Consider the following 21782-nt stretch of genomic DNA (forward strand, 5'->3'; position numbering starts at 1 on the left):
GTATGAATGAAAAAATTTTTAAAAAATTAACACGGATTTGATTTTTATGTCTTGATACTTTAAAAATTATTTTTGCTACAATTACGCCAAAAAAATTAAAGGCTATATATAATGAAAAGCTTAATCATCGTAGAGTCGCCTGCAAAAGCGAAGACTATAAAAAATTTCTTAGACAAAAACTACAACGTCATCGCTTCAAAAGGTCACATCAGAGACTTACCAAAAACTAGCTTTGGCATCAAGATAGAAGATGATAAATTTACCCCAGAATACCGCATCAGCAGTGATCACTCCGCCATCGTAAAAGAGATAAAAGAGCTCGCCAAAGGTGCTGATGAAATTTACCTCGCGACCGATGAGGATAGAGAGGGTGAGGCGATCGCATTTCACATAGCAAATGCCATCGGCAAAGAGCCAACCAGCCTGCCTCGCATCGTCTTTCACGAGATCACCAAAAGTGCCATACAAAATGCTCTAAAAAGCCCAAGACGCGTCGATATGAATAGCGTCAATGCCCAGCAAACAAGGCGCTTGCTCGACCGCATAGTTGGCTACAAACTAAGTCCGCTTTTAAATTTAAAGATACAAAAAGGGCTAAGTGCTGGCCGTGTGCAAAGTGCAGCGCTAAAAATAATAGTCGATAGAGAGCGTGAAATTCAGGCATTTAAACCAGTCGAATATTACACTATCGACACCGTTTTTAAAAAAGACCTAGACGCTGAGCTAGTTAAATTTGAAAACCAAAAGATCGAAAAGCTCACTATCCAAAATCCAGACCGTGCAAAATACATTATAGAGAATTTACAAAGTGAGAAATTTAGCGTCCGTGAGATCGAGAGCAAAGATAGAAAGATCCAGCCAAGCCCGCCATTTATGACCTCAACACTTCAGCAAAGTGCGAGCAACCGCCTTGGCTTTAGCCCTAAAAAGACGATGATGATCGCGCAAAGTCTCTATGAAGGTGTGCAAACAAACGAGGGCTTCATGGGTGCGATCACCTATATGAGAACGGATAGCTTAAATTTAGCCAAAGAAGCCGTCGCAGCCGCCAGAGAGCATATCCTGCAAAACTACGGCAAAGAGTATCTACCGGCCAAAGCTATAAGCTATACTACAAGCTCAAAGGCCGCACAGGAGGCTCACGAAGCGATCCGCCCTACAAATTTAAACTTCACACCGCAAATTGCTGCTAAATTTCTAGAAAAGGATGCGCTAAAACTCTACACACTCATCTACAATAGATTTTTAGCCTGCCAAATGAGCGCATGTGTGAGCCAAACGCAAAATGTCTATGTCACAAGCGAAAAAGGCGAGTTTAAGATAAGCGGCAGAAAGGTACTATTTGACGGCTTTTACAAAGTTTATGGCGAGCTTGATAAGGATAAAATTTTGCCAAATTTAAAAAAGGGCGACGAGATGAGCTTGCAAAGCATAAAAAGTACGCAAAATTTCACCGAGCCACCAGCTAGGTACTCAGAAGCTGGCCTTGTTAAAAAGCTTGAAAGCCTTGGCATCGGCCGTCCAAGTACCTACGCACCGACTATCACGCTGCTAACCTCAAGAGACTACGTGAGAGTCGAGAAAAAGCAGCTCATACCAAACGAGATCGCATTTAGCATGATAGGCGTTTTGGAAGAGCACTTTAGCAATATCGTTGATAGCGAATTTACCTCACATCTTGAAGAAAAACTCGATGAAATCGCACTTGACAAGGCCGACTGGCAAAAGGTGTTAAGCGACTTTTACTATCCATTTATGGAAAAAATCAGCGCTGGCAAAACTGGCATAAAAAGCCTAAAAACAGCCACTCCGATTGGCGAGAAGTGCCCAGAGTGCGGAAGTGAGCTAGTGCTTAGAAAGGGCAGATACGGCGAGTTTATCGCTTGCTCAAATTTCCCAAAATGCAAATACTCAAGAAACGTCGCAAAAGATAACGAAAAGAGCGCAGAAACTGGCTCTACTTCGGCTGCTAAGCCAAAGCGTGAGCTTAAAAAGCTTGATGTGCCATGTCCAAAATGTGGCGGTGAGATCGTCGAGAGATTTAGCAGACGCGGTAAATTTTATGGATGTGCCAACTATCCAAAATGCGACTTCGTCTCAAACTACGAGCCAGTTGAGCAAAAATGTGACGAATGTGGCGGCGATATGATCAAAAAAGAGCTTAAAAAAGGCACATTTATAGAGTGCACAAAATGTAAGAAAAAGACGCTTATTTCTGAAAACTAAAAATTTCTAGCCAAATCTGAGCCCTTGCAGCATAGATTTGGCTTATAAATTTGGACTTTAAATGCCTGACACCACTGCTAAGCTTAGCCAGCATAAAGGGCAAAACCTCGTCATCAACTACACTTAGTCAGATGGTAGCTTCACATCGTAGTACCCACTTTTTGGGCTTTTTGGCAAGCTCAGACCCTACTAATTTTAAAAACTACCTTTTTATAAGAAAAAGTAATGTCATAAAATTTAAGCTTTTCGCATAGTTTTTAATAAATTTATATCGTGGAGCAAATTTTAAATTCCATTCACTCACAAGAATTGACTGCTAAAATTTGGATTCGCTTATAGCTTAACTCAAATTTTAGAGCCGAAATTACTCGTTCTTGAAATTTTAAAATTTACTTGACACTTGCCATATATACGAACGCATGCAGTGCAAAATCGCTATCACATGCACTTCTAACGTGCGAAGGATTTAGGGGATTAAAAGGAAGATAAAGGGACGGCTTTGCTTCGCTAGCTCGCAGCTATAAGCAGACCGTAACTCCAGCCTCTTTGTCCCCCCTTTGAATAAAAATAAATTTATACATTTCATCAAACTTTTTTGCAAATTCATAAACCATCCTACTTAAATTTTAAACCTATCAAAGCTATAATACGCCCCAAAAAAGGATGAAAAATGAAAACAATTATGCTCTGTGCGATATGCTCAGTCACTCAAGGAAACTGCGCCGAGGACTGCGCTTACTGCACACAAAGTGCCAAAGCTGGTGCCGATATCTCAAAATTTAAAGAAAAAAGCGTGCAACAGGTGGTGGACGAAGCCAAAATGGCTTATAAAAACCACGCTCTTGGCTTTTGCTTGGTCACAAGCGGCGCTAGACTGAATGACAAAAAAACCGACTATATCGCATCTTTAGCAAGAGCTGTGCATAAAGAAGTGCCAAATTTAATGCTCATCGCATGTAACGGTATGGCGACTTACGAGCAGCTTAGCGAGCTCAAAAAAGCTGGCGTTTTTAGCTACAACCACAACCTTGAAACAAGCCAAGAATTTTTCCCAAAAATTTGTAAAACACACACTTGGGACGAGAGATATCAGACAAATTTAGATGCAAAAAGGGCCGGGCTCATGCTTTGCACTGGTGGCATTTACGGAGTTGGAGAGAGCGAGGCTGATAGGGTGAGCTTTAGAGCTAGTCTAAAAGAGCTTGAGCCATTTTCGTCACCGATAAATTTTTTTATCAAAAATGAATCTCTAACTCTTGATCTGCCTCCTCTTAGTGCGGATGAGGCCCTAAAAATAGTGCACGACACCAAAAGCGCTCTACCAGAAACTAGAGTCATGATAGCTGGCGGTAGGGAGAAAATTTTAGGCGATAGACAATACGAGATCTTTGAAAATGGCGCCGATGCGATCGTGATAGGTGACTATCTCACCGCAAAAGGCGAGAAAGCTAGCAAGGATATCGAGGAGCTTACAAAGCGCGGTTTTAGCTTCGCAAGTATCTGCCACTAATGCTTGCAAATTTACTTTTTGCAGGGCTTGGAGGCTTTATCGGAGCTGGATGTAGGTTTTTAGCTGGCGAGCTCCTAAAATTTAGCCACTTTCCGCTAGCCACACTTGGCGTAAATGTACTTGGCAGCTTTATTATCGGCGTTTTGTTTTGTCTAAATTTAAGCCAAAGCGTGAGGGTGTTCTTGGTCATTGGCATACTTGGCGGATTTACAACATTTTCAAGCTTTAGCCTTGATAGTGTGAAATTTTTACTAGAAGGCGAGCTGGTAAAAGGCTTTTTAAATATCTTTTTAAACCTTGTCCTTTGCCTGCTTGCAAGCTATCTTGGAATTTTGCTTGGCAAAAATTTGTGAGGTTTTTAAGGCGTGTAGTAAAATAGCTTTGTTTGTGCCATTTTACAAATTTTAAAACTTTACTAGCTTGCCCTAGCATACTACTAATTTTAGGCTTCGCTTCATTTAGCACTAAATTTAGAGCCGTGATATGCTCGCTCATAAATTTTAAATTTGATAGGGTTTAACCGCATGTAGTGTGCTAGCACTGGAGCATGTCACCTCTAACGTTGTCGGGGTTAGGGGATCGTTAAGGGGGAAGGGAGCGACTTCGTGTCTGCCATGCAGTTGCGAGCTTGCGAAGCAAAATTCAAGCCCCTTTGTTCCCCTTTAAGTAAAAATTTCATCAATCTATGTGCAAATTTTAAATTTCATTCACTCACAAGAATTGGCTGCTAAAATTTGATGAAATTTAACAAAACCACATGCAGCGCAAAACATGCCACATCCACCTTTCTACCTAGCTTCTACCTTTGGCATCTGAAGCATAAAATTTCTAGCTTCACTTAAAAGTACAGGCTTAAGCCCATCTACCAGAGTTTTTGGATCATAAATTCTCTCATATGAAAGTATTAAGACTCCATCATTTCTAAGTAAAAAGTGGATTATTTCTATATTTTTACTGCTAGTTTCATCTTTTATGAGAGCTAAAATTTGATCATTCTCTTCACTATAAAGCACCTCTTTAGCCTCTTTTATCTTCTTTTTTAGCTCAGCAAGCATACTTTCACTTTTTATATTTTTGTCAAATTTCACTCTAAAGCCTACGAAATGCTCATCAAAATTTTCATTTTTTAAAAAGTAAAAACTCTCATCTTTGGCTGTATTTTTCTTATAAAAAATGCTTCCATCAAATTTAAAACTTCGAACCAAACTTAGCTCATCTGCAAAGCCAAAAATTCCAAAAAATATCAAGACAAAAAATAGAAATTTACGCATAAATTTGCACTCCAAATTTTTAAAAATTTGTCGCCATTTTGCCCAAAGATCGCTTAGCTTAATCAAAAAATAACAAAGCTTTTTATACAATCAAACATTTTTAATTTAAGGATCTTTTTGCAGTTACATCAAGCTAGCGAGCTTAGTATTCTTGTCGTTTTGGCATTTATCGTCTTTGCTTCGCCTTATATTTCTAAAATTTTACGCATTCCTGTCGCTCCTGCTGAGATAATACTTGGAGCACTAGCTAGCTACATCGGGCTTGTCGGCGAAAATGAGATGTTTAAGCTAATTAGCGAAGTTGGCTTTTTCTTTTTGATGTTTCTAGCTGGCATGGAGATCGATCTTAGGATGCTTATAAATATTGACCGCAAAATTTTACGTCTGGGGCTTATCTATCTTGCGCTCATCTACGCTCTAGCTACGGCTTTGACGCTGGGGTTTGAGCTTAGCCTGCTTTACATCATCATCATCCCGATAATGGCCGTTGGTATGGTATTTACGCTATTTAAGGAGTATGGCAAGCAGCAAGAGTGGCTAAATTTAAGCATGCTAATAGCAACTATCGGCGAGCTTTTAAGCATCACGCTTCTAACATTTACCGCTGCTTACTTGCAGTTTGGAGCGAGCATAAATTTATGGCTAACGATTGGATATTTGATCTTATTTTTGGCTATCAGCGTGCTTAGCTTTAAAATTTTGGACGTGCTTTTTTGGTGGTATCCGGGGCTTAAAGTGGTGCTTATGCCACACTATGACAAGGACGAGAAGGACATCAGGCTTTGCATCGCGGTATTTTTCACGATGATAGCTTTGATGCTCTATCTAAATTTAGAGGTTGCCTTTGGTGCGTTTATCGCAGGTATGTTTATCACGACATTTTTTGATCACAAAAAGGACTTGCCGCACAAGCTTTCAAGCTTTGGATTTGGCTTTTTGGTGCCGATATTTTTCATCCACATAGGCTCTACTTTTAAGCTTTCAAGCCTAAGCTCAAATGAAGTGATAAAAGATGCTGTTTTTATATTTTTAGCGATGCTTGGCACAAGAGTTGTATCTAGTTTGCTCTTTTTGGGCAAGCTTGGCTTTAGAGGGATATTTTTATTTGCCATTTCGCAGTCTATGCCACTCACGCTTTTGATCGCAGTTGCTACTATCGCACACAAATCAGGCGAGATAAGTGACTATTCTTACTCATCTTTTATCCTAGCAAGCCTCGCACAAGCTATAATAGGAGCTATAATCATCAAAATTTTAATGCAATCAAAAAGTAAGGAGTAAAAATGTCATCAAATACAGCTACGCTAACTGATAACAGAACTGGCAAGAGTTACGAGTTTCCTATACTAAAAGGCACTATGGGGCCTGATGTGATAGACATCTCGACATTTTTTAGTGATACTGGAATGTTTACTTTTGACAGAGGTTATACTTCAACTGCGATGTGTCGCTCAGCGATAACTTACATAGACGGCTTAAAAGGCGAGCTAATGTATAGAGGTTATGATATCGCGTATTTGGCCGAAAATAAGACATTTTTAGACGTGGCATATTTACTCTTAAACAAAGAGCTTCCAACAAATGATCAGTATATAAATTTTAAAACCGAGCTTAAAAAAAGAAGCTTTATACATGAAGGCATGATGAAGCTATTTGATGCATTTCCAGACAAAGCTCACCCTATGGCGATCTTGCAAGCAGCGGTCTCAGCGCTAAGTGCGTTTTACTCAGACCACCTGAATATGGATAAACCTGAAGAGTATCACGAGATGGCTATGCGTATAATCGCTAAAATTCCAACGATCGCGGCCTTTAGTTACCGCTACTCACGCGGGCTTCCTATCATATATCCAAATTTAGATCGTGGCTTTACTGAAAATTTCCTCTACATGATGAGAGGCTATCCGTACGAGCACGTCGATCTTAAGCCTATCGAGATCAAGGCACTTGACACGGTCTTTATGCTGCACGCAGATCACGAGCAAAATGCTTCAACTACGACTGTTAGAACCGTTGGCTCTACGCACGCGCACCCATACGCATGTATAAGTGCGGGCATCGGCGCACTTTGGGGCTGGGCTCACGGTGGCGCAAACGAAGGCGTTATCCGTCAGCTTGAAGAGATCGGCTCGGTCGCAAATGTCGATAGATACATCGCTAGAGCAAAGGATAAAAATGATCCATTTAGGCTAATGGGCTTTGGCCACAGGGTCTATAAAAATTTTGACCCTCGTGCAAAAGTGCTTAAGAAGATGAGAGATCAGCTTATGGATGAGATAGGCATCAACTCAGAGCTTATTAAGATCGCAAACCGCATTGAGGAAATCGCGCTAAATGATGACTACTTTGTGAGCAGAAATTTATATCCAAATGTTGATTTTCACTCAGGGCTCATCCTAAAAGCGCTTGGTATACCAAATAATATGTTTGCCGTAATCTTTGTCATCGGCAGGACTCCAGGCTGGATCAGCCAGTGGATCGAGCTAAAAGAGCAAGATACGATAAAGATCGTCCGCCCAAGACAGCTTTATGTTGGAGAGACAAACAGAACACCAAAATGAGTGAGCTTCTAAATTTAGCTAAAAAAGCAGCCGTTAATGCTGGAGCGCAAATAATGAAATTTTACTCAGCTAATAATACGGCTCTTAAAGTAAGCCTAAAAGACGATAGCTCGCCACTAACTAGCGCTGATCTAGCCGCAAATGAAGTAATACTAAAAGAGCTAAACAAAAGCGGGATAAAAATTTGCTCTGAAGAGAGCATCCTGAAAGAAAACGACAAAGACGAGTTTTGGCTCGTAGATCCTCTTGATGGCACGAAAGAATTTCTAGCTAGAAACGGCGAATTTTGCGTTTGCATAGCGCTTATAAAAAAAGCTAGACCGGTGCTTGGCGTGATATTTATCCCAGTTAGTAAAGAGCTTTTTTATGCTGATGAAAATGGCGCTTTTAAAGAAATTTTAGATGATAATGATGAAATCATAAAGAGAGTTGATCTAAACAAAAAAGATAAAAATTTAGACAATCTAATCTTTTCAAGCAGAAGAGGCGATGCCAAAGAGATAGAATTTATAGGGCAGAGCCTAAATTTTGAGCAAAGGTGCATCGGCTCAGCCATAAAATTTTGCCGTTTGGTTGAATTTGGCGGAGCTTATTTGAGATTTGCCCCAAGCTACCTTTGGGACAATGCAGCAGGAGAAGCGCTCGTAAATTTTTGTGGCGGAAAAGTATTTGACGCTAATAGCGGTAAAGAGATGAGCTACGAGCTTGCTGATTTAAAAAGTCCATTTTTCATAGCTCTCTCAAAAAACACACTAAATTTAAAAGATAAAATCACACAACTATATAAGCAAAGTAAAATTTAAACCTTAAATTTCTTCTAGTAGATAAAGCAGACTAGCTATTTTTGCTATGCCTAGCACGTAGCTCATTATGTTTGCTGCGACCTTGTCTTTTTTAAGCACTTTGCCATTTATGTCAAATATATCTTCGTTGTTCTCTTTAATAAATTTCAAAGCTTTTGCTGCGACATCTTCTAAGCTATTTTTACCATCAAGTAATAAAAGTATGTAATAATCGATATTGTTAAGCTTTCTTGAGATACTAAATTTATTAGCAAAAACAACATCGGCATTATTTTTATGATTTAAAAAATATCTTACATAATTTATTAAATTTTGACTAAGCCTTGAATAGCCGGGCCTATATTCGATATTTTTTTGCTCATCTTTTAAAATCATTGCATCAGACGAGTTTGTTAAAATTCTTACAAAGGCGCTATAAACCATGAGCTTATCTTCTGACAAAATTTCTAAAATCTGAGAAAGGTTTATGCTAGCTGGATACATCTTATAAAAGACCTCGCAAAGCCATGATATATCTTGTGGCATAGCACCATAACTATCTTGCCACTCGTTATTTTTCTTTATAAAATCTGCCACAACGTGAATTTTATTAATATCGCTTGGGCCTATTTGTTTATTGGCTATGCTCTCATAAGTCTTGCTATGGACTATTAGACTTTGCCTAAAGACTTTGTTGCTAATCATATCCATGAATTGCTCTAGATCGATTCTGTCTTTAAACTTGTTATTTTTGTATTCATCTACTACGGCTGTGCCAACATCTGGGGTAAAAATATCATCAAGCGTATACTCGCAAAGATAAGTAAGATCATTTTTGGCAAGCATGGCATTAAAATCTTTGAAATAAAACGGATCATTTGTGTATTCTAAAAACTCATGAGCTATGTAAAAGTCATCTTTTGAGAGCACATGTTCTGTTATAAAAAGAAGCATCTTAAGGGGTATTTTTCCCTCATAAATTTCTTCATCTCTTGTTAGCAAATATTCTTTATAGACTAAAAGTGCTTCTTTGGCTGCTTTTAACCTCTCTTGCATGCTCTCTTTATCTTTTGCAGCAAGTAGCATTATATCTCTTACGATATCTTTTACTTTCCACCCAGGATAAACATTATAAGAGATAAACGCCACGCCGTTTGTACTTAAATTCTCTCTTACGACTTTTAATATAGCTTCTTTTACAAAGTCAGGTACCCAGCTAAAAACGCCATGAGCGATGATGTAGTCAAATTTCTCATCACTTTTAAATTCGCAAATATCGCCGTGTATAAGCTCTAAATTTATAAGCCCCATCTCTTTAACGATCTCTTGTCCGCGCCTTATCTGCTCGCCGCTAAGATCTATGCCAACTACTTTTGCATTTTTGTTATTTACTGCAAATGGGATCAAATTTCCGCCAAAGCTACATCCTATCTCTAAAACTCTTGCATTTTCACATGGTGGTGGAGTTATGCCAAGAAGTGTCGCACAAGCTTCAAGCCTATATGGCGATGATTGGGCAAAGGCTATTGATTTATAAGTTAGCTCGTCATAAGACTTTTCGATTTTGCTATTTTGGCTCATTTTAGCTCCTAGTAGTCTTTTTCTTTGATTTTTTCTAGCATATTTTTAGCATCATTCTCAGGATCATCCACTATATATGCGCGCCTTATCTTGCCATCTTTTATGATAAGTGTTTGTCTAAAATAAAATTTATGTCCATTTGATGCAGAAAAAACTGGAAGCTCAAGCGCCCTTTCAAGCATAAACTCACTATCGTTTAGAAACATGACTCCAGTTGAAGTCTCTTCTTGAAATTTCTTTTGAGCTGCGATATCTTGTGAGCTAATAGCCACTACCATGAAACCAAGATCGTTAAAATCTTTTAAAAATTTCTTATAGTTTATCGCTTGTTTAGTGCAGCCCTTCATGCCCGCAGTATTTTGCAGTTGCTCGCTTAAAAGACTAAAGTCCTCGCCTATCTTTGGATAGATAAAAATAATGCAGTCGTGCGTCCTTGCAAAGGCAGAAAAATCAAATTCCTTACCGTCTAGGGTATTTAAATATATACTTGTAGGTACGTTTATCATATTTCATCCTTTAAAATTTTTTACTATTATAACTCTATAAGCTTTGTCTTAAGCTTTTTTAGAATTTAAAAGATAAACTATAAAAAGGACAAAAAAGCTAATTATTAACATTAAAAGCGCATAGACATGAGCCTTGGTGTAATCAAGCATTTCAACTGCTTCAAATATCGCAATACTTGCGACCTTGCTCTCTCCAGCTACGCTACCACCTATCATCAAAACAACACCAAACTCACCCATAGTGTGAGCAAAACTAACGACAGTAGCTGTTAGTAAATTTGATCTGATGCTTGGCAAAATCACCCTAAAAATAGTCGTGAGTTTGTTCTTACCAAGACTATAGCTCGCTTCAAAAAGGCTCTTTTTTAGGCTGTTCAGCCCAGCGTAAATCGGACCAAACATAAATGGCAACGAATAGATACAACTTGCCACAACAAGACCTGTGAAGTTAAAAACTAGCCTAACTCCAAAAATTTCTTCGATAAATTTACCAAAGGCAGAATAAGGTGAAAGAAAAATAAGTAGATAAAAGCCAAGAACGCTTGGTGGTAATACCAAAGGCAGTGAGATTACTGACTCTAAAAATGATTTGCCAAAGAATTTTTTCTGTGACATAAAATAAGCAAGTGCAATGCAGGCAAAAAACAAAATAAAAGTAGTTATAAAAGATAGTTTTAGCGATAACCAGAACGGTTCATAATCGATATTTTTAAGCTCGTCTATCATGCTTTTTCCAAATTTACGCTAAACGCTTTTGTACTAACTACCACCATATCGCCTACTTTTAGATTCATTGCTTCGCTGCTACTTAGCACAACTTCACAAATTTGACGGTTTATCAGTACATTCGCTACAAAGATCGCATCACATTTTTTTATCTCTAAAATTTTAGCGTTAAAGGCAAATTTCTGCGATCCTGCACTCTTTAAAAATATCTCACTTGTACTACCTGATCTTGAAATTTTGCCATTTTCAAGGACAAAGACTTTATTGCAAAGCTTATAAATTTCAGCGATATCATGGCTTACTAAGACAATGCTCATTTTAAATTCGTCGTGAAGTGCTAACAGATAATCTTGTAATTTTTCACGCATAGCATTATCAAGTGCGCTTAGTGGCTCATCAAGTAGTAAAATTTCAGGCCCTCTCATAACTGCACGAGCAAGTGCTACGCGTTGTTTTTGGCCGCCAGAAAGGGTGCTAATCTTTGCATTTTTGAGACTTGTTAGACCGCAGATATCAAGGAGTTTATTTGCTAGACTTACATCATCTTTTGCAAAGAGTAAATTTTTAAAGACATTCATATTTTCAAACAATGCATAATCTTGAAATAAAAAGCCGATATTTCGCTTTTGTGGAGCCAAATTTATCTTATCGTCAAAGAAAATTTTATCTCCAACCTTTATAAATCCGCTTTGTGGCGTTTCAAAACCGGCAATCAACCTTAAAATAGTGGTCTTTCCACCGCCACTTGCTCCGTAAAGTCCGACAAAATCGCCATTTTCAAAGCTAAGGTCTACCTCAAGCATAAATTTGCCATCGCCGCCATTTAGCTCTTTTTTGCAAGAAATTTCTATCATTTTTGAGTACTTATATGAATACTAGTAGATTTTATATAGGCAAAAACACTATCGTTTTCGCTCAAATTTAATGCTTTTAAAGCATGATTTGAAATGATGGCTTCGAAGCTAATTTGATCGCATTTTAGACCAACAACGCTTAAAACTTCACCAAAATTTATAGCCTCTACCATGCATCTTAATTCATTTTCAAGCGAGCTAGTGTCAAGTCTATTCTTTGCCAAGACGACATCTGAGCTTTTAAAACCTAAGCCAATCTCGTCATTTAAGGCAAATTTGCTAGCCTCATTTAAGACTAGCATAAATAAATTTGCCTCTACGTTTAGACCCTTTAGCTCAAACAAGCTAACATCATCTTTGGCTAAAATCCTAACGATCTTTGCTTTTATCATTTAGCTGGGACGTTATAACCAAATTTCTTAAAAATTTCTCTTGATTTATCGCCCAAGATAAACTCGTAAAATGCTTTTGTGTCATCATTCTTGTCAGCATGTTTTAGAAGAACTATTCCTTGATCAATCGGAGTGTATAGCTCTTGTGGAACGAAGATGTAGTTAACGCCCTCTTTGTATTTTGACATTTTCTCATCAAAAAGTGCACTAGCAGCGATAAAACCTACATCAGATGCACTTAACGCCTGAGATAGAGTTTCAGAAATTTTTTGAGCATAGACAATATTTTTTTCTACTTCGTCATAAAGTTTTGCGTTTTTAAGAGCCTCTATACTAGCCTTGCCGTATGGTGCAGTTTCTGGATTTGCTATTGAGATAGCTTTTAGTCCACGAACTACTTCGATACCCTTTTTAAAATCCACTCCTCTTATAGAAAAAATAGCCACAGCACCTTGTGCATAAACTTTTGGTTCAGTGCTTGCAAAGCCTGTGTCATAAGCTTTTTGCGCAAAGCCCATATCAGCAGCCATGAATATATCGGCTGGGGCTGAGTTTTGTATCTGTGTAACAAGGCCACCACTTGCACCAAGTGTTAAGTTGATCTTGGCGTTTGGGTGAAGCTTGTTAAACTCTTTTATAAGCTCAGGAAATGCGTATGTCGTATTTGCCGCAGCATAGACATTTACTTCAGCGCCAAGTGCGTTTATGGCAAAAAAGGCTGCCAAACATAAAAATTTAAAAACTTTTCTCATTTAAACTCCTATGATGATTTGTGATGATTTTACTATTGCTAAAAGTGTATCGCCAACACCTATCTTCATCTGGATAGCACTATCTTTTGTGATGATGGCAGTTAAAGTCTGCTCATCGCTTAGTTTTAAAGTAATTTCAGCATTTACAGCACCTATCTTTGCTTCGATCACTTCGCCTTTTAATTGATTTTTTGTGCTTATTTTTATATCTAGATTCCTAGCCAAAATAACAGCTGGGGCTTTAAAAATATAAATAACTTTTTGTCCAACTTTTAGGCCTAAATTTTTCTCACTTTCAACCGTGATGTTTGACTCAAGCGTGCAGCCATTACTTAGTTTTGCAACTATTTGAGAATTTACCGCACCGCGGTTTATGCTAATAATCTCACATGAGAGCTGATTTCTAGCACTTAAGTTCATATTCATTCTTTGAAGATTTATAATATCTACATCCTCAAAATCTACTTTTTGACAAATTTTTTGTAAAAAATCCTTTTGGGTCTCAAGGATTGTGTCATAAATTTTTATCAGTTTATTGGCATACTCGCTTAGCTCGGAGCCACTATTTTTTTTATTTCCATCAGCTCTAATAATAAGCGGCTTACTACTTTTGTTATTTATCGTATCAAGGCAGTCCCAAGCATTTTTATACGATATACCAACCAATTCTGCTGCTTTTGTGATACTTTTTGTCTCTTTTATGGCCTTTAATAATGTAATATGTTTAGCTAAAACCTGTGTATCTTCGCCTAAAAATAGTTCTAAATTTATATCTGCTTTCAAAATTTTTACCTTTACTATATTAGAGAATAATTTGTGAAGTATATCTAATTATATTAATCCTTAAGCTTAAAGATTTAAATCGATTTATAAATTTCTCTTAATTTCTTGTAAAGTTTTTAAAAGATAAAATCGAGCTACATTTTATAAATAAAAATAAGGCTTGGTATGAAATTTTTGCTTTCTATCTTTTTTAGTTTGCTTTTAGCCTGTGCTAATACGGACATAAATACGAATAGCGAAAGCGACGAATTTGATGTTGAATTTGAAGCAAGAAAAGATGTTTTTGACCCACTTAGTGGCTACAATAGAATTATGACGCATGCAAATGACTTTATCTATGTAAATATGCTAACTCCAGTGGCAAAAGGCTATGCCTATGTTGTGCCAAAAACAGCTAGAACAATGGTTTCAAATTTCTTTGATAATCTGCTTTTCCCAGTTCGCTTTGTAAATAACTTACTTCAGTTTAAATTTCAAAATGCTGGCGAAGAGACATTGAGATTTTTAGCAAATACGATAATTGGCTTTGGCGGACTAACAGACGGAGCAAAATACTACAACCTCAAGCCTCACGATGAAGATTTTGGACAAACGCTTGGATATTGGGGGCTTGGCAGCGGTTTTCACATCGTTTGGCCACTTATTGGACCATCAAATTTAAGAGATACTGGAGGCATGGTCGGAGATTATTTTGCCGATCCTATTAGCTACGTTGATCCTATACTTTTATCAACTGGTATCAAGTCATATAGAGCGTTTAATAGCTTTTCACAAGATCCAACTGCTTATGAAAAACTAAGAAAAGATGCTATTGACCTTTATCCATTTTTACGCGATGCTTACGAGCAAAGACGTGACAAGCTTATCAAGGAGTAAATATGAAAATTTTAAAAATTCTAACTATGATTTTACTTTTTACAAATAGCCTTTTTGCTATTTCAAAAGAGCAGATCAAACCTGAAGTAGAGATGAAAACAACAAAGGTTATTGAAATTTTAAAAGATACAAATTTAGACAATAATGCAAAGACAAAAGAAATTTTTGCTCTTCTTGATTCATTTTTCGACTATAAGCAAATGGCAAAGATTAGCCTTGGTAAACGTTACAACAGCTTAAGTGGCGATGAGCAAGCCAAATTTGACGCAGCATTTGAGCAAAAACTAAAAAGCTCATACATAGATAAACTTTTAGGATACAAAGATCAAGAGATACATATAACTGGCGAGAGCGAACCTCAAAAAAATAGATATTGGCTCACATCTGAGCTCATAAATGATGGCAAGAGCTACGAATTTGTCTATAAATTTTATGACGCTAAAGAGCGTGGCTGGCTCATTTATGATCTTGATATCGTTGGTGTAAGCATCATTCAAACTTATAGAAGTCAGTTTGGTGATGTGCTAAATAACGCTGATTTCAATACTCTTTTACAAAAGCTAAACGAAGCTGTTTTGCCTGATCAAAATAAAACCAACCCTTAATGCGACAAATTTTTAAATTTATCATTGCTAGAAACAAGCTTATTATTGCTCTGATTTTAGCTTTAAGCGTAGTTTTTGGCTATCTTAGTACCAAGCTTAGCGTTGATGCGTCAGCTGAAACGCTACTACTTGAGCATGATCCTGACTTAAAAGCTTATAGAGAGATAGCTAAACGCTACGACTCACCTGGATTTTTAGTGGTCGCTTTTACTCCAAAAGATGATCTTTTTTCACCTAAAAATTTAGAACTTATCAAAAATTTAGGCGATGAACTAGCTAAAAACGATATGGTAAATAGCGTCATCTCTATAATAAATATTCCGCTTTTAAATAGTGTAAAAGGCGGGATTACTGGTATCTTAGATCATACTCCAACGCTGCAAGATAAAGATATAAATATTTCTAAAGCAAAGCTTGAGTTTACCAAAAGCCCGATTTACAGCGGAAATTTGATAAGCAAAGATCTAAAAACCACAGCGATTGCTCTAAATTTAAAACAAGATGAGAAATTTAATGAGCTTGTAAATGAGAGAAATTTGCTTAGCCAAAAAGAGTCAAACGGCACTATCACACAAGCTGAGCGACTTAAGTTAGAGGCTCTTGCCTATGAGTTTAAAGCCTACCGAGATGAGCTTAGAAAGAGCGATCACGAAAACCTTGAGGCCATAAAAGCAACCATAGCTAAATTTAACGCAAATGATGAGCTATTTTTAGGCGGCGCAAATATGATCGCTGATGATATGATAGGCTTTATAAAGAGCGATCTTTTAGTCTATGGCTTAAGCGTACTTGCTCTTCTTAGCTTTAGTTTGTGGCTATTTTTCAGGCAGGTTAGATGGATAGTTTTGCCGATGTTTATATGTGCCGTAAGTGCCATTTTTACGACCGGAATTTTTGGTATATTTGACTGGGAAGTGACGGTCATTAGCTCAAACTACATCGCACTTCAGCTCATCATTACTATTTCAACTGTGATTCATCTTGTCGTTAGTTACCGAGAATTTTACGCAAAGCATCCAAAATATAGCCAAAATCAGCTAATTTATCTAACGCTTCGTGATAAATTCTCTCCATCTTTTTGGGCGATATTTACCACGGTTATTGGCTTTAGCTCGCTTATGAGCGCTGACATAAAGCCAGTCATCATGCTTGGCATTATGATGAGCACTGGCATTAGCGTTTCGCTTGTGCTTGCGTTTTTGCTATTTGGTGCAATAAATGTAAATTTAGAAAAATTAGCTCCCATTAGAACCTTTGAAAATAGCTTTAAATTTACAAAATATTGCGCAAATTTAGCCTTAAACTCAAGAAAGATTATCTACGTAGTTTGTGTGCTAGTTGTCTGTTTTGGCGTTTATGGTATCAGCAAGATAAAGGTTGAAAATAGCTTTATAGGCTACTTTAAAGAAAGCACAGAAATTCGCCAAGGAATGCAAGTTATTGATACCAAACTTGGCGGCACGATACCAGTTGATGTGATAGTGAAATTTAAAGAGCAAAAACAAGATAAAAATACCGAGCAAGATGAGTTTGAAAATGAGTTTGAAAGCAATGCCAAGGATGCGAAATACTGGTTTAATAGCTATCACACAAGGGTTGCTGAGAAGATTCATGATTATTTGAAAGAGCAAAAATTTGTCGGACATGTAAGCTCGCTAGCAACCCTTATAAAAGCCATAAAAGAGCTAAATAACGGTGCGAGTGATGATTTTTTATTGGCTGCGATGTATGAGAAATTACCACAAAATTATAAAAATATCTTATTAAGCCCTTATGTGAGCGTTGAAAATGACGAGCTTAGATTTAGCATAAGGATCGTTGATAGCGACTCTAAGCTTAGACGAAATTTATTTCTAAAAGAGCTTAGAGAAGGGCTTTTAGAGCTTACTAAAAATGACAATGTAAGCATAGAAGTTGCCGGCATGATGGTGCTTTATAACAATATGCTTCAAAATTTACTTAGCTCGCAAGTTGATACTTTTGGGCTAACTGTCGCTATACTTTTTGTCATATTTTGCTTTATTTTTAGAAGCATAAAACTAGCAACCATTGCGATAGTTTCAAATTTAATCCCACTTTGCACACTCTTTGGTGTGATGGGATTTTTTGGCATTCCGCTTGATGTGATGAGTATAACGATCGCAGCCATTAGTATAGGTATCGGCGTTGATGATATCATTCACTACATACACCGATTTAAAGAAGAAATGCTTACAAAAAGCGTTTTTGAGAGTATTAAAGCTGCTCATGCAAGCATCGGATATGCGATGTATTACACATCATTTACTATTTTTCTTGGTTTTAGCGTGATGATAACTAGTAACTTTATCCCAACTATATATTTTGGCTTACTAACCGATCTTGTTATGGTATTTATGCTTCTTGGTGCGCTAATCATCTTGCCAAGCCTAATAGCAAGCTTTGTAAAAAAGAGTGATGTTTAAGCTAAATTTATTTGATAACTTTGATGAACGAGTAGACATCGACCACACCGTCAATGTGCTTAGCATACCAAATAGCATGTTTTTCTTGCTCAATGCTATCAACTACGCCGCTAAATACAACATCACAGCCAACTATGCTAACACGCACATTTGTGCCCTCAACTATACTATCTTTAAAAAGATTTTGCTTTAAGTTTGCAAGAATTTTTAGACTATCGCATGGATACTCTGGCTTTTTGATACGAAGATAGGTATAAATTTTCCGCACTCCATCTGTGCTTTTGGCTAATTCTACTAGCTTATCTTCAAGCTCTTTACTATCAACGAGTCCGATAAGATAAGTATCTCCGTAAAAAACCTCTATCTCGATATCAATATTACTAAGACCTTTTGAAAATAAAATTTTGCTTTGTAATTTGCTTTGTATAAATTTATCTCTTGTGATCGAGTAAATACCACGTTTATCGCGTGAAATAGAGTACGCATCATAGACATTTAGCGGTGCAGTTGCTGGAGAAAGAACCGAAGAGCAAGAGCAAAAAAATAGAGCCAAAAATGCAAAAACGCTAAATTTTAAAATCAGAAATCCTTTTGTAATTTCAAAAAGTTTATAGAAAATGGGCTAAAATTTATCTAAATCTGCTAAAATAACGCGCACGGAGGATAAAGTAATCTGGTGATGCTCACGGGCTTCAAACCCGATGACTGGGCGGTTGACCGTCTGGTGGGGAGTTCGATTCTCTCATCCTCTCGCCACTCACTTTAAATTTTACTTTTATCAAGCAAATTTATAATCCCAAACAAAATAAAACTTAATACAACCAAAACAAGACTTAAAATCAGCGCTTCATCGCTTTTGCCATCGTATACGGCATTATAAATGGCAAGCGAGATAGTGTCGGTCTTTCCTATTATATTTCCGCTAAGTATGAGTGTTATGCCAACCTCGCCAAGCCCACGCGAGATCGCTAAGATAAAAGCCGTCGCTACACTTTTTGCAACACATGGAAAGAGCACGAAAATAGCTGTTTGAAATTTATCTTTTCCAAGGCTATATGCTGCTTCACTTAGGCTTTTTGAAAGTGAACCAAGAGCAGAAGCGACAGGCTTTACAAATAGTGGCAACGAAGCTATAAAAGCAGCTAAAACAAGAGCCTTAAAACTAAAAATAATTTCTAAATTTAAAGCCTTGCCGACGATACCATTTTTACCAAGCAAATAAAGTAGTAAAAATCCAGTCGCAATGGGCGGAAAGACGAGAGGAAAAGTTACGATCATCTCTAAAATAGCTTTAAATTTGGCCTTACCAAAAGCTAAATAATAAGCCAAAGCCAGCCCAAAAATGATAAGCAAAGCCCCTTGGCACAAAACGACCTTTACACTTAAAAATAGCGGATCAAAAAGCCAAGAGAGCTCTTGCAAGCTTAGCCTTATCTTATGCCAAATTTATTGTAAATTTCTTTTGATCTCTCGCTTTTTAGCTCATTTAAGAATTTCTCACAATCAGCCTTTTTATCGCATCCTTCAAGCTTTGCAGCTACAATGTTTGCTGGAGCGTAAAGTGCTTTGTCTATCAAAATAAAACTGCCAAATTCGTCTTTGTGTGCATTTAGTTCAGTTTGGTTGATGAATCCAGCATCAACTTCGCCGTTTAATATATATGTAACGACCTGTTGCACGCCGGCAACCGCTAAAATTTTATCCTTTAGCTCGCCACTTAAATTTGCTTTTTGCATAAATTCATTCGCTCTTTTGCCATAAACTGTCTTTACAGCATCTGGCATAGCGATCTTAGAAAGCGCTTTTAGCTCTTCAACTTTTTCTATTTTCACACCATTTTTAGTAGCCAGCACCAAAGCACCTGAGCCTAAATTTACATACTCAGCGATCTTTAGATCAGACTTTTTCAAAAAGTCTTCATCGCCTACGATCACGTCAGTTTTGCCCTCTTTTGCCTGAGCCATTATAGCTGTGATGTTTGCAAAAGAAGTGTCGATATTTACGCCATCTTTTTTGAGATTTTGCGCGACTGCCTCAACTATCTTTTTATATCCGCCACCAGCACTTACTAGCAAATTTTCATTGCCAAATGCAAAAATTGCGACCATTAAAAGCAAAATTTTTTTCATACTTTTTCCTTTAAAAATAAGATTTTAGGATTTTATAAAATATACTCTTATATATTCTTAAAATATATTTTTACAATTTTAAACCTTTCGCCAAAATGGTATAATCTCGCCAAAAAACAAAAGGACAGAGATGAACGAACTTGAGCTAAAGATGCAAGGCAAGATAGATAGGCTAACAGACAAGACCTTTAAGCTAGATCCAAGGATCGGCGAGGGCTACTTCACGGCGAAATATTTCCTAAAAGTAAATGAGATAATTAAGCAAAACCTGCCAGATCAGCACGTGACGATGCAGTTTTTTCAAAGGCGTGATGATATCGTACTTTGCGGCATTGACGAGGTTTTAGCTATCATCAATAAATTTGTCAAAGACCCAAGCGAGCTTGAAATTTACGCACTTGATGATGGCGATATCATAAACGCAAATGAGCCAGTTTTAAAGATAAGTGGCAAGTATGAAAATTTCGGATTTTTAGAAAATGTGATCGATGCGACGCTTACTAGAAGAAGCTGCGTGGCGACAAACTCCAGAGATGTGATAAAAGCGGCAAATGGTAAGGTCGTCTTTAGCATGGCTGATAGACAAGATGACATCTGCACGCAGCCAGGTGACGGCTACGCCTCATTTATTGGTGGTATAAAAAAGGTCGCCACAGACGCTCAGGGCGAGCTTACCGGGCTAAAAGGTGGTGGCACCATGCCTCATGCACTCATTCAAATGTGCGGTGGAGATATAGTAAAAGCCTCAGAAATTTATGCTAAGACCTTTGAAAATGAGAAGATCACGGCATTGGTTGATTATAACAACGATGTGATCACAGACGCATTAAGGGCTGCAAATGCCTTAAAAGAGAGGCTTGGCGCGGTTAGAGTCGATACTAGTAAAAATTTGATTGATAAGTATTTTGAAGGCAAAGATACGAGTAAATTTGACCCGCACGGTGTTTGCAAGGAGCTTATATTTGCTCTAAGAGAGGCGCTTGATAAAGCTGGCTTTAAATACGTTAAAATCGTAGTTAGCTCAGGTTTTAGCCCTAAAATTATAAAAGAATTTGAAGCTTATAACACGCCGGTTGATACTTATGGCGTTGGAAGTTATCTTGTTAAAAATGACATTTGTGGCTTTACAGGCGATCTAGTCGAGCTAAACGGTAAAGATGAGGCTAAATTTGGTAGGAAAAATTTTGCTTCAGACAGGCTAAAGAGAGTGAAATTTTAATAGAAAAGATGAAATTTATAAAAATTTTAATGTTTTTGTCGCTTTTGTTAACTGCTTGCACCGCCGCAAACTATGCTAACGCTTTTGAAAAGGTTGGCATCCTTGAAGACGGAGTTTATCTCTTTAGCCAAAATGGCATAGGGGTCAAAAAAGACCTGCTTGTAAAGGTGATCTCGGTGCAAAACGTAGAAATTCCTCACAAAAAGATCATCTCGATGCTAAATATCCCTAAAAAATCTAAAATCAATGACTTTAAAACAAACGATGCTGGCGTAATAGTGTGGCCATTTTACGAGTTTGAGGGCAAATTTTTAACGACAATAATCGTTGAAAATATAAAAAAAGAAGATAGCGATAAAAAACTGCTTAAGATGCTTGAACTTAAGCATCCGTTTTACTCGACGATCCTAGCACGAAGAAAGGGCGCTAAAGACGCCATAGACGTGAAATACGTGCTAAATTTCAAAGAGGCAAAGCTGGTAAAATCGTTTCAAAACCGCCCTTAAAACTTTATTTTAAATAAATTTCATTAAAATGGCGTAATCAAAAAAAGGATCGTCTTTGC

22 protein-coding genes and 1 tRNA gene are annotated in these 21782 nt (G+C 37.4%); 12 read left to right on the forward strand and 11 right to left on the reverse strand.

The genetic code is table 11. The annotated features are described in order from the left end of the window. Nucleotides 1–108 precede the first annotated feature (108 nt). The 3 genes from topA (at nt 109) to crcB (ending at nt 4089) form a co-directional block, all read left to right on the forward strand. Nucleotides 109–2226, forward strand: coding sequence for a type I DNA topoisomerase (topA, locus tag CVS84_RS08825; RefSeq protein WP_199906129.1), 2118 nt, complete (start codon nt 109–111; stop codon nt 2224–2226). 670 nt (nt 2227–2896) lie between these two features. Continuing rightward, on the forward strand, nt 2897–3736 hold the full coding sequence (locus CVS84_RS08830) for a biotin synthase (protein ID WP_107691971.1): 840 nt from the start codon (nt 2897–2899) through the stop codon (nt 3734–3736). Next, on the forward strand, nt 3736–4089 hold the full coding sequence (crcB, locus tag CVS84_RS08835) for a fluoride efflux transporter CrcB (RefSeq protein WP_107691972.1): 354 nt from the start codon (nt 3736–3738) through the stop codon (nt 4087–4089). The genes CVS84_RS08830 and crcB overlap by 1 nt, the downstream gene beginning before the upstream one ends. Nucleotides 4090–4524: 435 nt before the next feature. On the opposite strand, the gene CVS84_RS08840 is transcribed toward crcB, so the two are convergent. Beyond that, nucleotides 4525–5007 carry a hypothetical protein gene (locus tag CVS84_RS08840; protein ID WP_107692008.1) on the reverse strand — a complete coding sequence of 161 codons (483 nt, stop codon included), beginning with the start codon at nt 5005–5007 and terminating at the stop codon, nt 4525–4527. 117 nt (nt 5008–5124) lie between these two features. Here CVS84_RS08840 and CVS84_RS08845 point away from each other — a divergent pair, with 117 nt between their 5' ends. Genes CVS84_RS08845 through CVS84_RS08855 form a run of 3 tightly spaced genes read left to right on the forward strand, consistent with a single transcriptional unit; the run spans nt 5125 to nt 8371 of the window. After that, complete coding sequence (locus tag CVS84_RS08845; protein WP_107691973.1) at nt 5125–6288, forward strand: cation:proton antiporter; 1164 nt, start codon at nt 5125–5127, stop codon at nt 6286–6288. A gap of 2 nt (nt 6289–6290) precedes the next feature. Then, nucleotides 6291–7568 (forward strand): citrate synthase, encoded by a 1278-nt coding sequence (locus CVS84_RS08850; RefSeq protein WP_084109619.1) that lies wholly within the window; start codon nt 6291–6293, stop codon nt 7566–7568. Further along, nucleotides 7565–8371: a 3'(2'),5'-bisphosphate nucleotidase CysQ gene (locus CVS84_RS08855; protein WP_107691974.1), complete on the forward strand. Its 807-nt coding sequence runs from the start codon at nt 7565–7567 to the stop codon at nt 8369–8371. The genes CVS84_RS08850 and CVS84_RS08855 overlap by 4 nt, the downstream gene beginning before the upstream one ends. 3 nt (nt 8372–8374) lie before the next feature. On the opposite strand, the gene CVS84_RS08860 is transcribed toward CVS84_RS08855, so the two are convergent. From CVS84_RS08860 to CVS84_RS08890, 7 genes are read right to left on the reverse strand one after another with little or no spacing between them, the layout of a single operon-like run. Continuing rightward, complete coding sequence (locus CVS84_RS08860) at nt 8375–9931, reverse strand: class I SAM-dependent methyltransferase (RefSeq protein WP_107691975.1); 1557 nt, start codon at nt 9929–9931, stop codon at nt 8375–8377. 8 nt (nt 9932–9939) lie between these two features. Further along, a complete protein-coding gene (locus tag CVS84_RS08865) occupies nt 9940–10437 on the reverse strand; it encodes a redoxin family protein (RefSeq protein WP_107691976.1) in 498 nt (165 codons plus the stop codon). A 48-nt stretch (nt 10438–10485) separates the two neighbouring features. Continuing rightward, nucleotides 10486–11163, reverse strand: coding sequence for a molybdate ABC transporter permease subunit (modB, locus tag CVS84_RS08870; RefSeq protein ID WP_107691977.1), 678 nt, complete (start codon nt 11161–11163; stop codon nt 10486–10488). After that, nucleotides 11160–12017: a sulfate/molybdate ABC transporter ATP-binding protein gene (locus CVS84_RS08875; RefSeq protein WP_107691978.1), complete on the reverse strand. Its 858-nt coding sequence runs from the start codon at nt 12015–12017 to the stop codon at nt 11160–11162. The genes modB and CVS84_RS08875 overlap by 4 nt, the downstream gene beginning before the upstream one ends. Further along, on the reverse strand, nt 12014–12409 hold the full coding sequence (locus CVS84_RS08880) for a TOBE domain-containing protein (RefSeq protein ID WP_107691979.1): 396 nt from the start codon (nt 12407–12409) through the stop codon (nt 12014–12016). The genes CVS84_RS08875 and CVS84_RS08880 overlap by 4 nt, the downstream gene beginning before the upstream one ends. Beyond that, the gene (gene modA, locus CVS84_RS08885; RefSeq protein ID WP_107691980.1) at nt 12406–13161 is read right to left on the reverse strand and encodes a molybdate ABC transporter substrate-binding protein; all 756 of its coding nucleotides are present in this window, start codon (nt 13159–13161) and stop codon (nt 12406–12408) included. The genes CVS84_RS08880 and modA (CVS84_RS08885) overlap by 4 nt, the downstream gene beginning before the upstream one ends. Further along, nucleotides 13162–13944: a TOBE domain-containing protein gene (locus CVS84_RS08890; RefSeq protein ID WP_107691981.1), complete on the reverse strand. Its 783-nt coding sequence runs from the start codon at nt 13942–13944 to the stop codon at nt 13162–13164. It lies immediately after the preceding gene. 165 nt (nt 13945–14109) lie between these two features. Between CVS84_RS08890 and CVS84_RS08895 the strand changes: the two genes are divergently transcribed. From CVS84_RS08895 to CVS84_RS08905, 3 genes are read left to right on the forward strand one after another with little or no spacing between them, the layout of a single operon-like run. Next, nucleotides 14110–14820, forward strand: a complete 711-nt coding sequence (locus CVS84_RS08895) for a VacJ family lipoprotein (RefSeq protein ID WP_107691982.1) — start codon at nt 14110–14112, stop codon at nt 14818–14820. Between the two features lie 2 nt (nt 14821–14822). Next, nucleotides 14823–15425 carry an ABC transporter substrate-binding protein gene (locus CVS84_RS08900; protein ID WP_107691983.1) on the forward strand — a complete coding sequence of 201 codons (603 nt, stop codon included), beginning with the start codon at nt 14823–14825 and terminating at the stop codon, nt 15423–15425. Continuing rightward, complete coding sequence (locus tag CVS84_RS08905; RefSeq protein WP_107691984.1) at nt 15425–17869, forward strand: efflux RND transporter permease subunit; 2445 nt, start codon at nt 15425–15427, stop codon at nt 17867–17869. The genes CVS84_RS08900 and CVS84_RS08905 overlap by 1 nt, the downstream gene beginning before the upstream one ends. Nucleotides 17870–17876: 7 nt before the next feature. Here CVS84_RS08905 and CVS84_RS08910 read toward each other — a convergent pair whose 3' ends face one another. Further along, nucleotides 17877–18452 (reverse strand): BON domain-containing protein, encoded by a 576-nt coding sequence (locus tag CVS84_RS08910; protein ID WP_107691985.1) that lies wholly within the window; start codon nt 18450–18452, stop codon nt 17877–17879. Nucleotides 18453–18527: 75 nt separating this feature from the next. Here CVS84_RS08910 and CVS84_RS09470 point away from each other — a divergent pair. Further along, nucleotides 18528–18625, forward strand: a tRNA-Sec gene (locus CVS84_RS09470). A gap of 6 nt (nt 18626–18631) precedes the next feature. Here the strand turns inward: CVS84_RS09470 and CVS84_RS08915 are convergent. Together CVS84_RS08915 and modA (CVS84_RS08920) are read right to left on the reverse strand one after the other, a co-directional pair. Continuing rightward, nucleotides 18632–19291, reverse strand: a complete 660-nt coding sequence (locus CVS84_RS08915) for a molybdate ABC transporter permease subunit (RefSeq protein ID WP_107691986.1) — start codon at nt 19289–19291, stop codon at nt 18632–18634. Nucleotides 19292–19299: 8 nt separating this feature from the next. Further along, complete coding sequence (gene modA, locus CVS84_RS08920; protein WP_107691987.1) at nt 19300–19998, reverse strand: molybdate ABC transporter substrate-binding protein; 699 nt, start codon at nt 19996–19998, stop codon at nt 19300–19302. Between the two features lie 130 nt (nt 19999–20128). Between modA (CVS84_RS08920) and CVS84_RS08925 the strand changes: the two genes are divergently transcribed. Together CVS84_RS08925 and CVS84_RS08930 are read left to right on the forward strand one after the other, a co-directional pair. After that, nucleotides 20129–21217 (forward strand): nicotinate phosphoribosyltransferase, encoded by a 1089-nt coding sequence (locus CVS84_RS08925; protein ID WP_107691988.1) that lies wholly within the window; start codon nt 20129–20131, stop codon nt 21215–21217. Nucleotides 21218–21225: 8 nt separating this feature from the next. After that, a complete protein-coding gene (locus CVS84_RS08930) occupies nt 21226–21723 on the forward strand; it encodes a chemotaxis protein (protein ID WP_107691989.1) in 498 nt (165 codons plus the stop codon). Nucleotides 21724–21782: the final 59 nt, after the last annotated feature.

Origin of the sequence: Campylobacter concisus (genome assembly GCF_003048575.1) — a bacterium.
GTDB lineage: Bacteria > Campylobacterota > Campylobacteria > Campylobacterales > Campylobacteraceae > Campylobacter_A > Campylobacter_A concisus_U.

Excerpts from the sequence above, each read along its gene's own strand:
- CVS84_RS08830 (WP_107691971.1), top strand. The coding sequence starts at position 2,897 with ATGAAAACAATTATGCTCTGTGCGATATGCTCAGTCACTCAAGGAAAC.
- CVS84_RS08905 (WP_107691984.1), top strand. The coding sequence starts at position 15,425 with ATGCGACAAATTTTTAAATTTATCATTGCTAGAAACAAGCTTATTATT.
- CVS84_RS08850 (WP_084109619.1), top strand. The coding sequence starts at position 6,291 with ATGTCATCAAATACAGCTACGCTAACTGATAACAGAACTGGCAAGAGT.
- crcB (WP_107691972.1), top strand. The coding sequence starts at position 3,736 with ATGCTTGCAAATTTACTTTTTGCAGGGCTTGGAGGCTTTATCGGAGCT.
- modA (WP_107691987.1), bottom strand. The coding sequence starts at position 19,998 with ATGAAAAAAATTTTGCTTTTAATGGTCGCAATTTTTGCATTTGGCAAT.
- CVS84_RS08895 (WP_107691982.1), top strand. The coding sequence starts at position 14,110 with ATGAAATTTTTGCTTTCTATCTTTTTTAGTTTGCTTTTAGCCTGTGCT.
- CVS84_RS08930 (WP_107691989.1), top strand. The coding sequence starts at position 21,226 with ATGAAATTTATAAAAATTTTAATGTTTTTGTCGCTTTTGTTAACTGCT.
- CVS84_RS08900 (WP_107691983.1), top strand. The coding sequence starts at position 14,823 with ATGAAAATTTTAAAAATTCTAACTATGATTTTACTTTTTACAAATAGC.
- CVS84_RS08865 (WP_107691976.1), bottom strand. The coding sequence starts at position 10,437 with ATGATAAACGTACCTACAAGTATATATTTAAATACCCTAGACGGTAAG.
- modB (WP_107691977.1), bottom strand. The coding sequence starts at position 11,163 with ATGATAGACGAGCTTAAAAATATCGATTATGAACCGTTCTGGTTATCG.
- CVS84_RS08925 (WP_107691988.1), top strand. The coding sequence starts at position 20,129 with ATGAACGAACTTGAGCTAAAGATGCAAGGCAAGATAGATAGGCTAACA.
- modA (WP_107691980.1), bottom strand. The coding sequence starts at position 13,161 with ATGAGAAAAGTTTTTAAATTTTTATGTTTGGCAGCCTTTTTTGCCATA.
- CVS84_RS08855 (WP_107691974.1), top strand. The coding sequence starts at position 7,565 with ATGAGTGAGCTTCTAAATTTAGCTAAAAAAGCAGCCGTTAATGCTGGA.
- CVS84_RS08880 (WP_107691979.1), bottom strand. The coding sequence starts at position 12,409 with ATGATAAAAGCAAAGATCGTTAGGATTTTAGCCAAAGATGATGTTAGC.
- CVS84_RS08860 (WP_107691975.1), bottom strand. The coding sequence starts at position 9,931 with ATGAGCCAAAATAGCAAAATCGAAAAGTCTTATGACGAGCTAACTTAT.
- CVS84_RS08875 (WP_107691978.1), bottom strand. The coding sequence starts at position 12,017 with ATGATAGAAATTTCTTGCAAAAAAGAGCTAAATGGCGGCGATGGCAAA.
- CVS84_RS08840 (WP_107692008.1), bottom strand. The coding sequence starts at position 5,007 with ATGCGTAAATTTCTATTTTTTGTCTTGATATTTTTTGGAATTTTTGGC.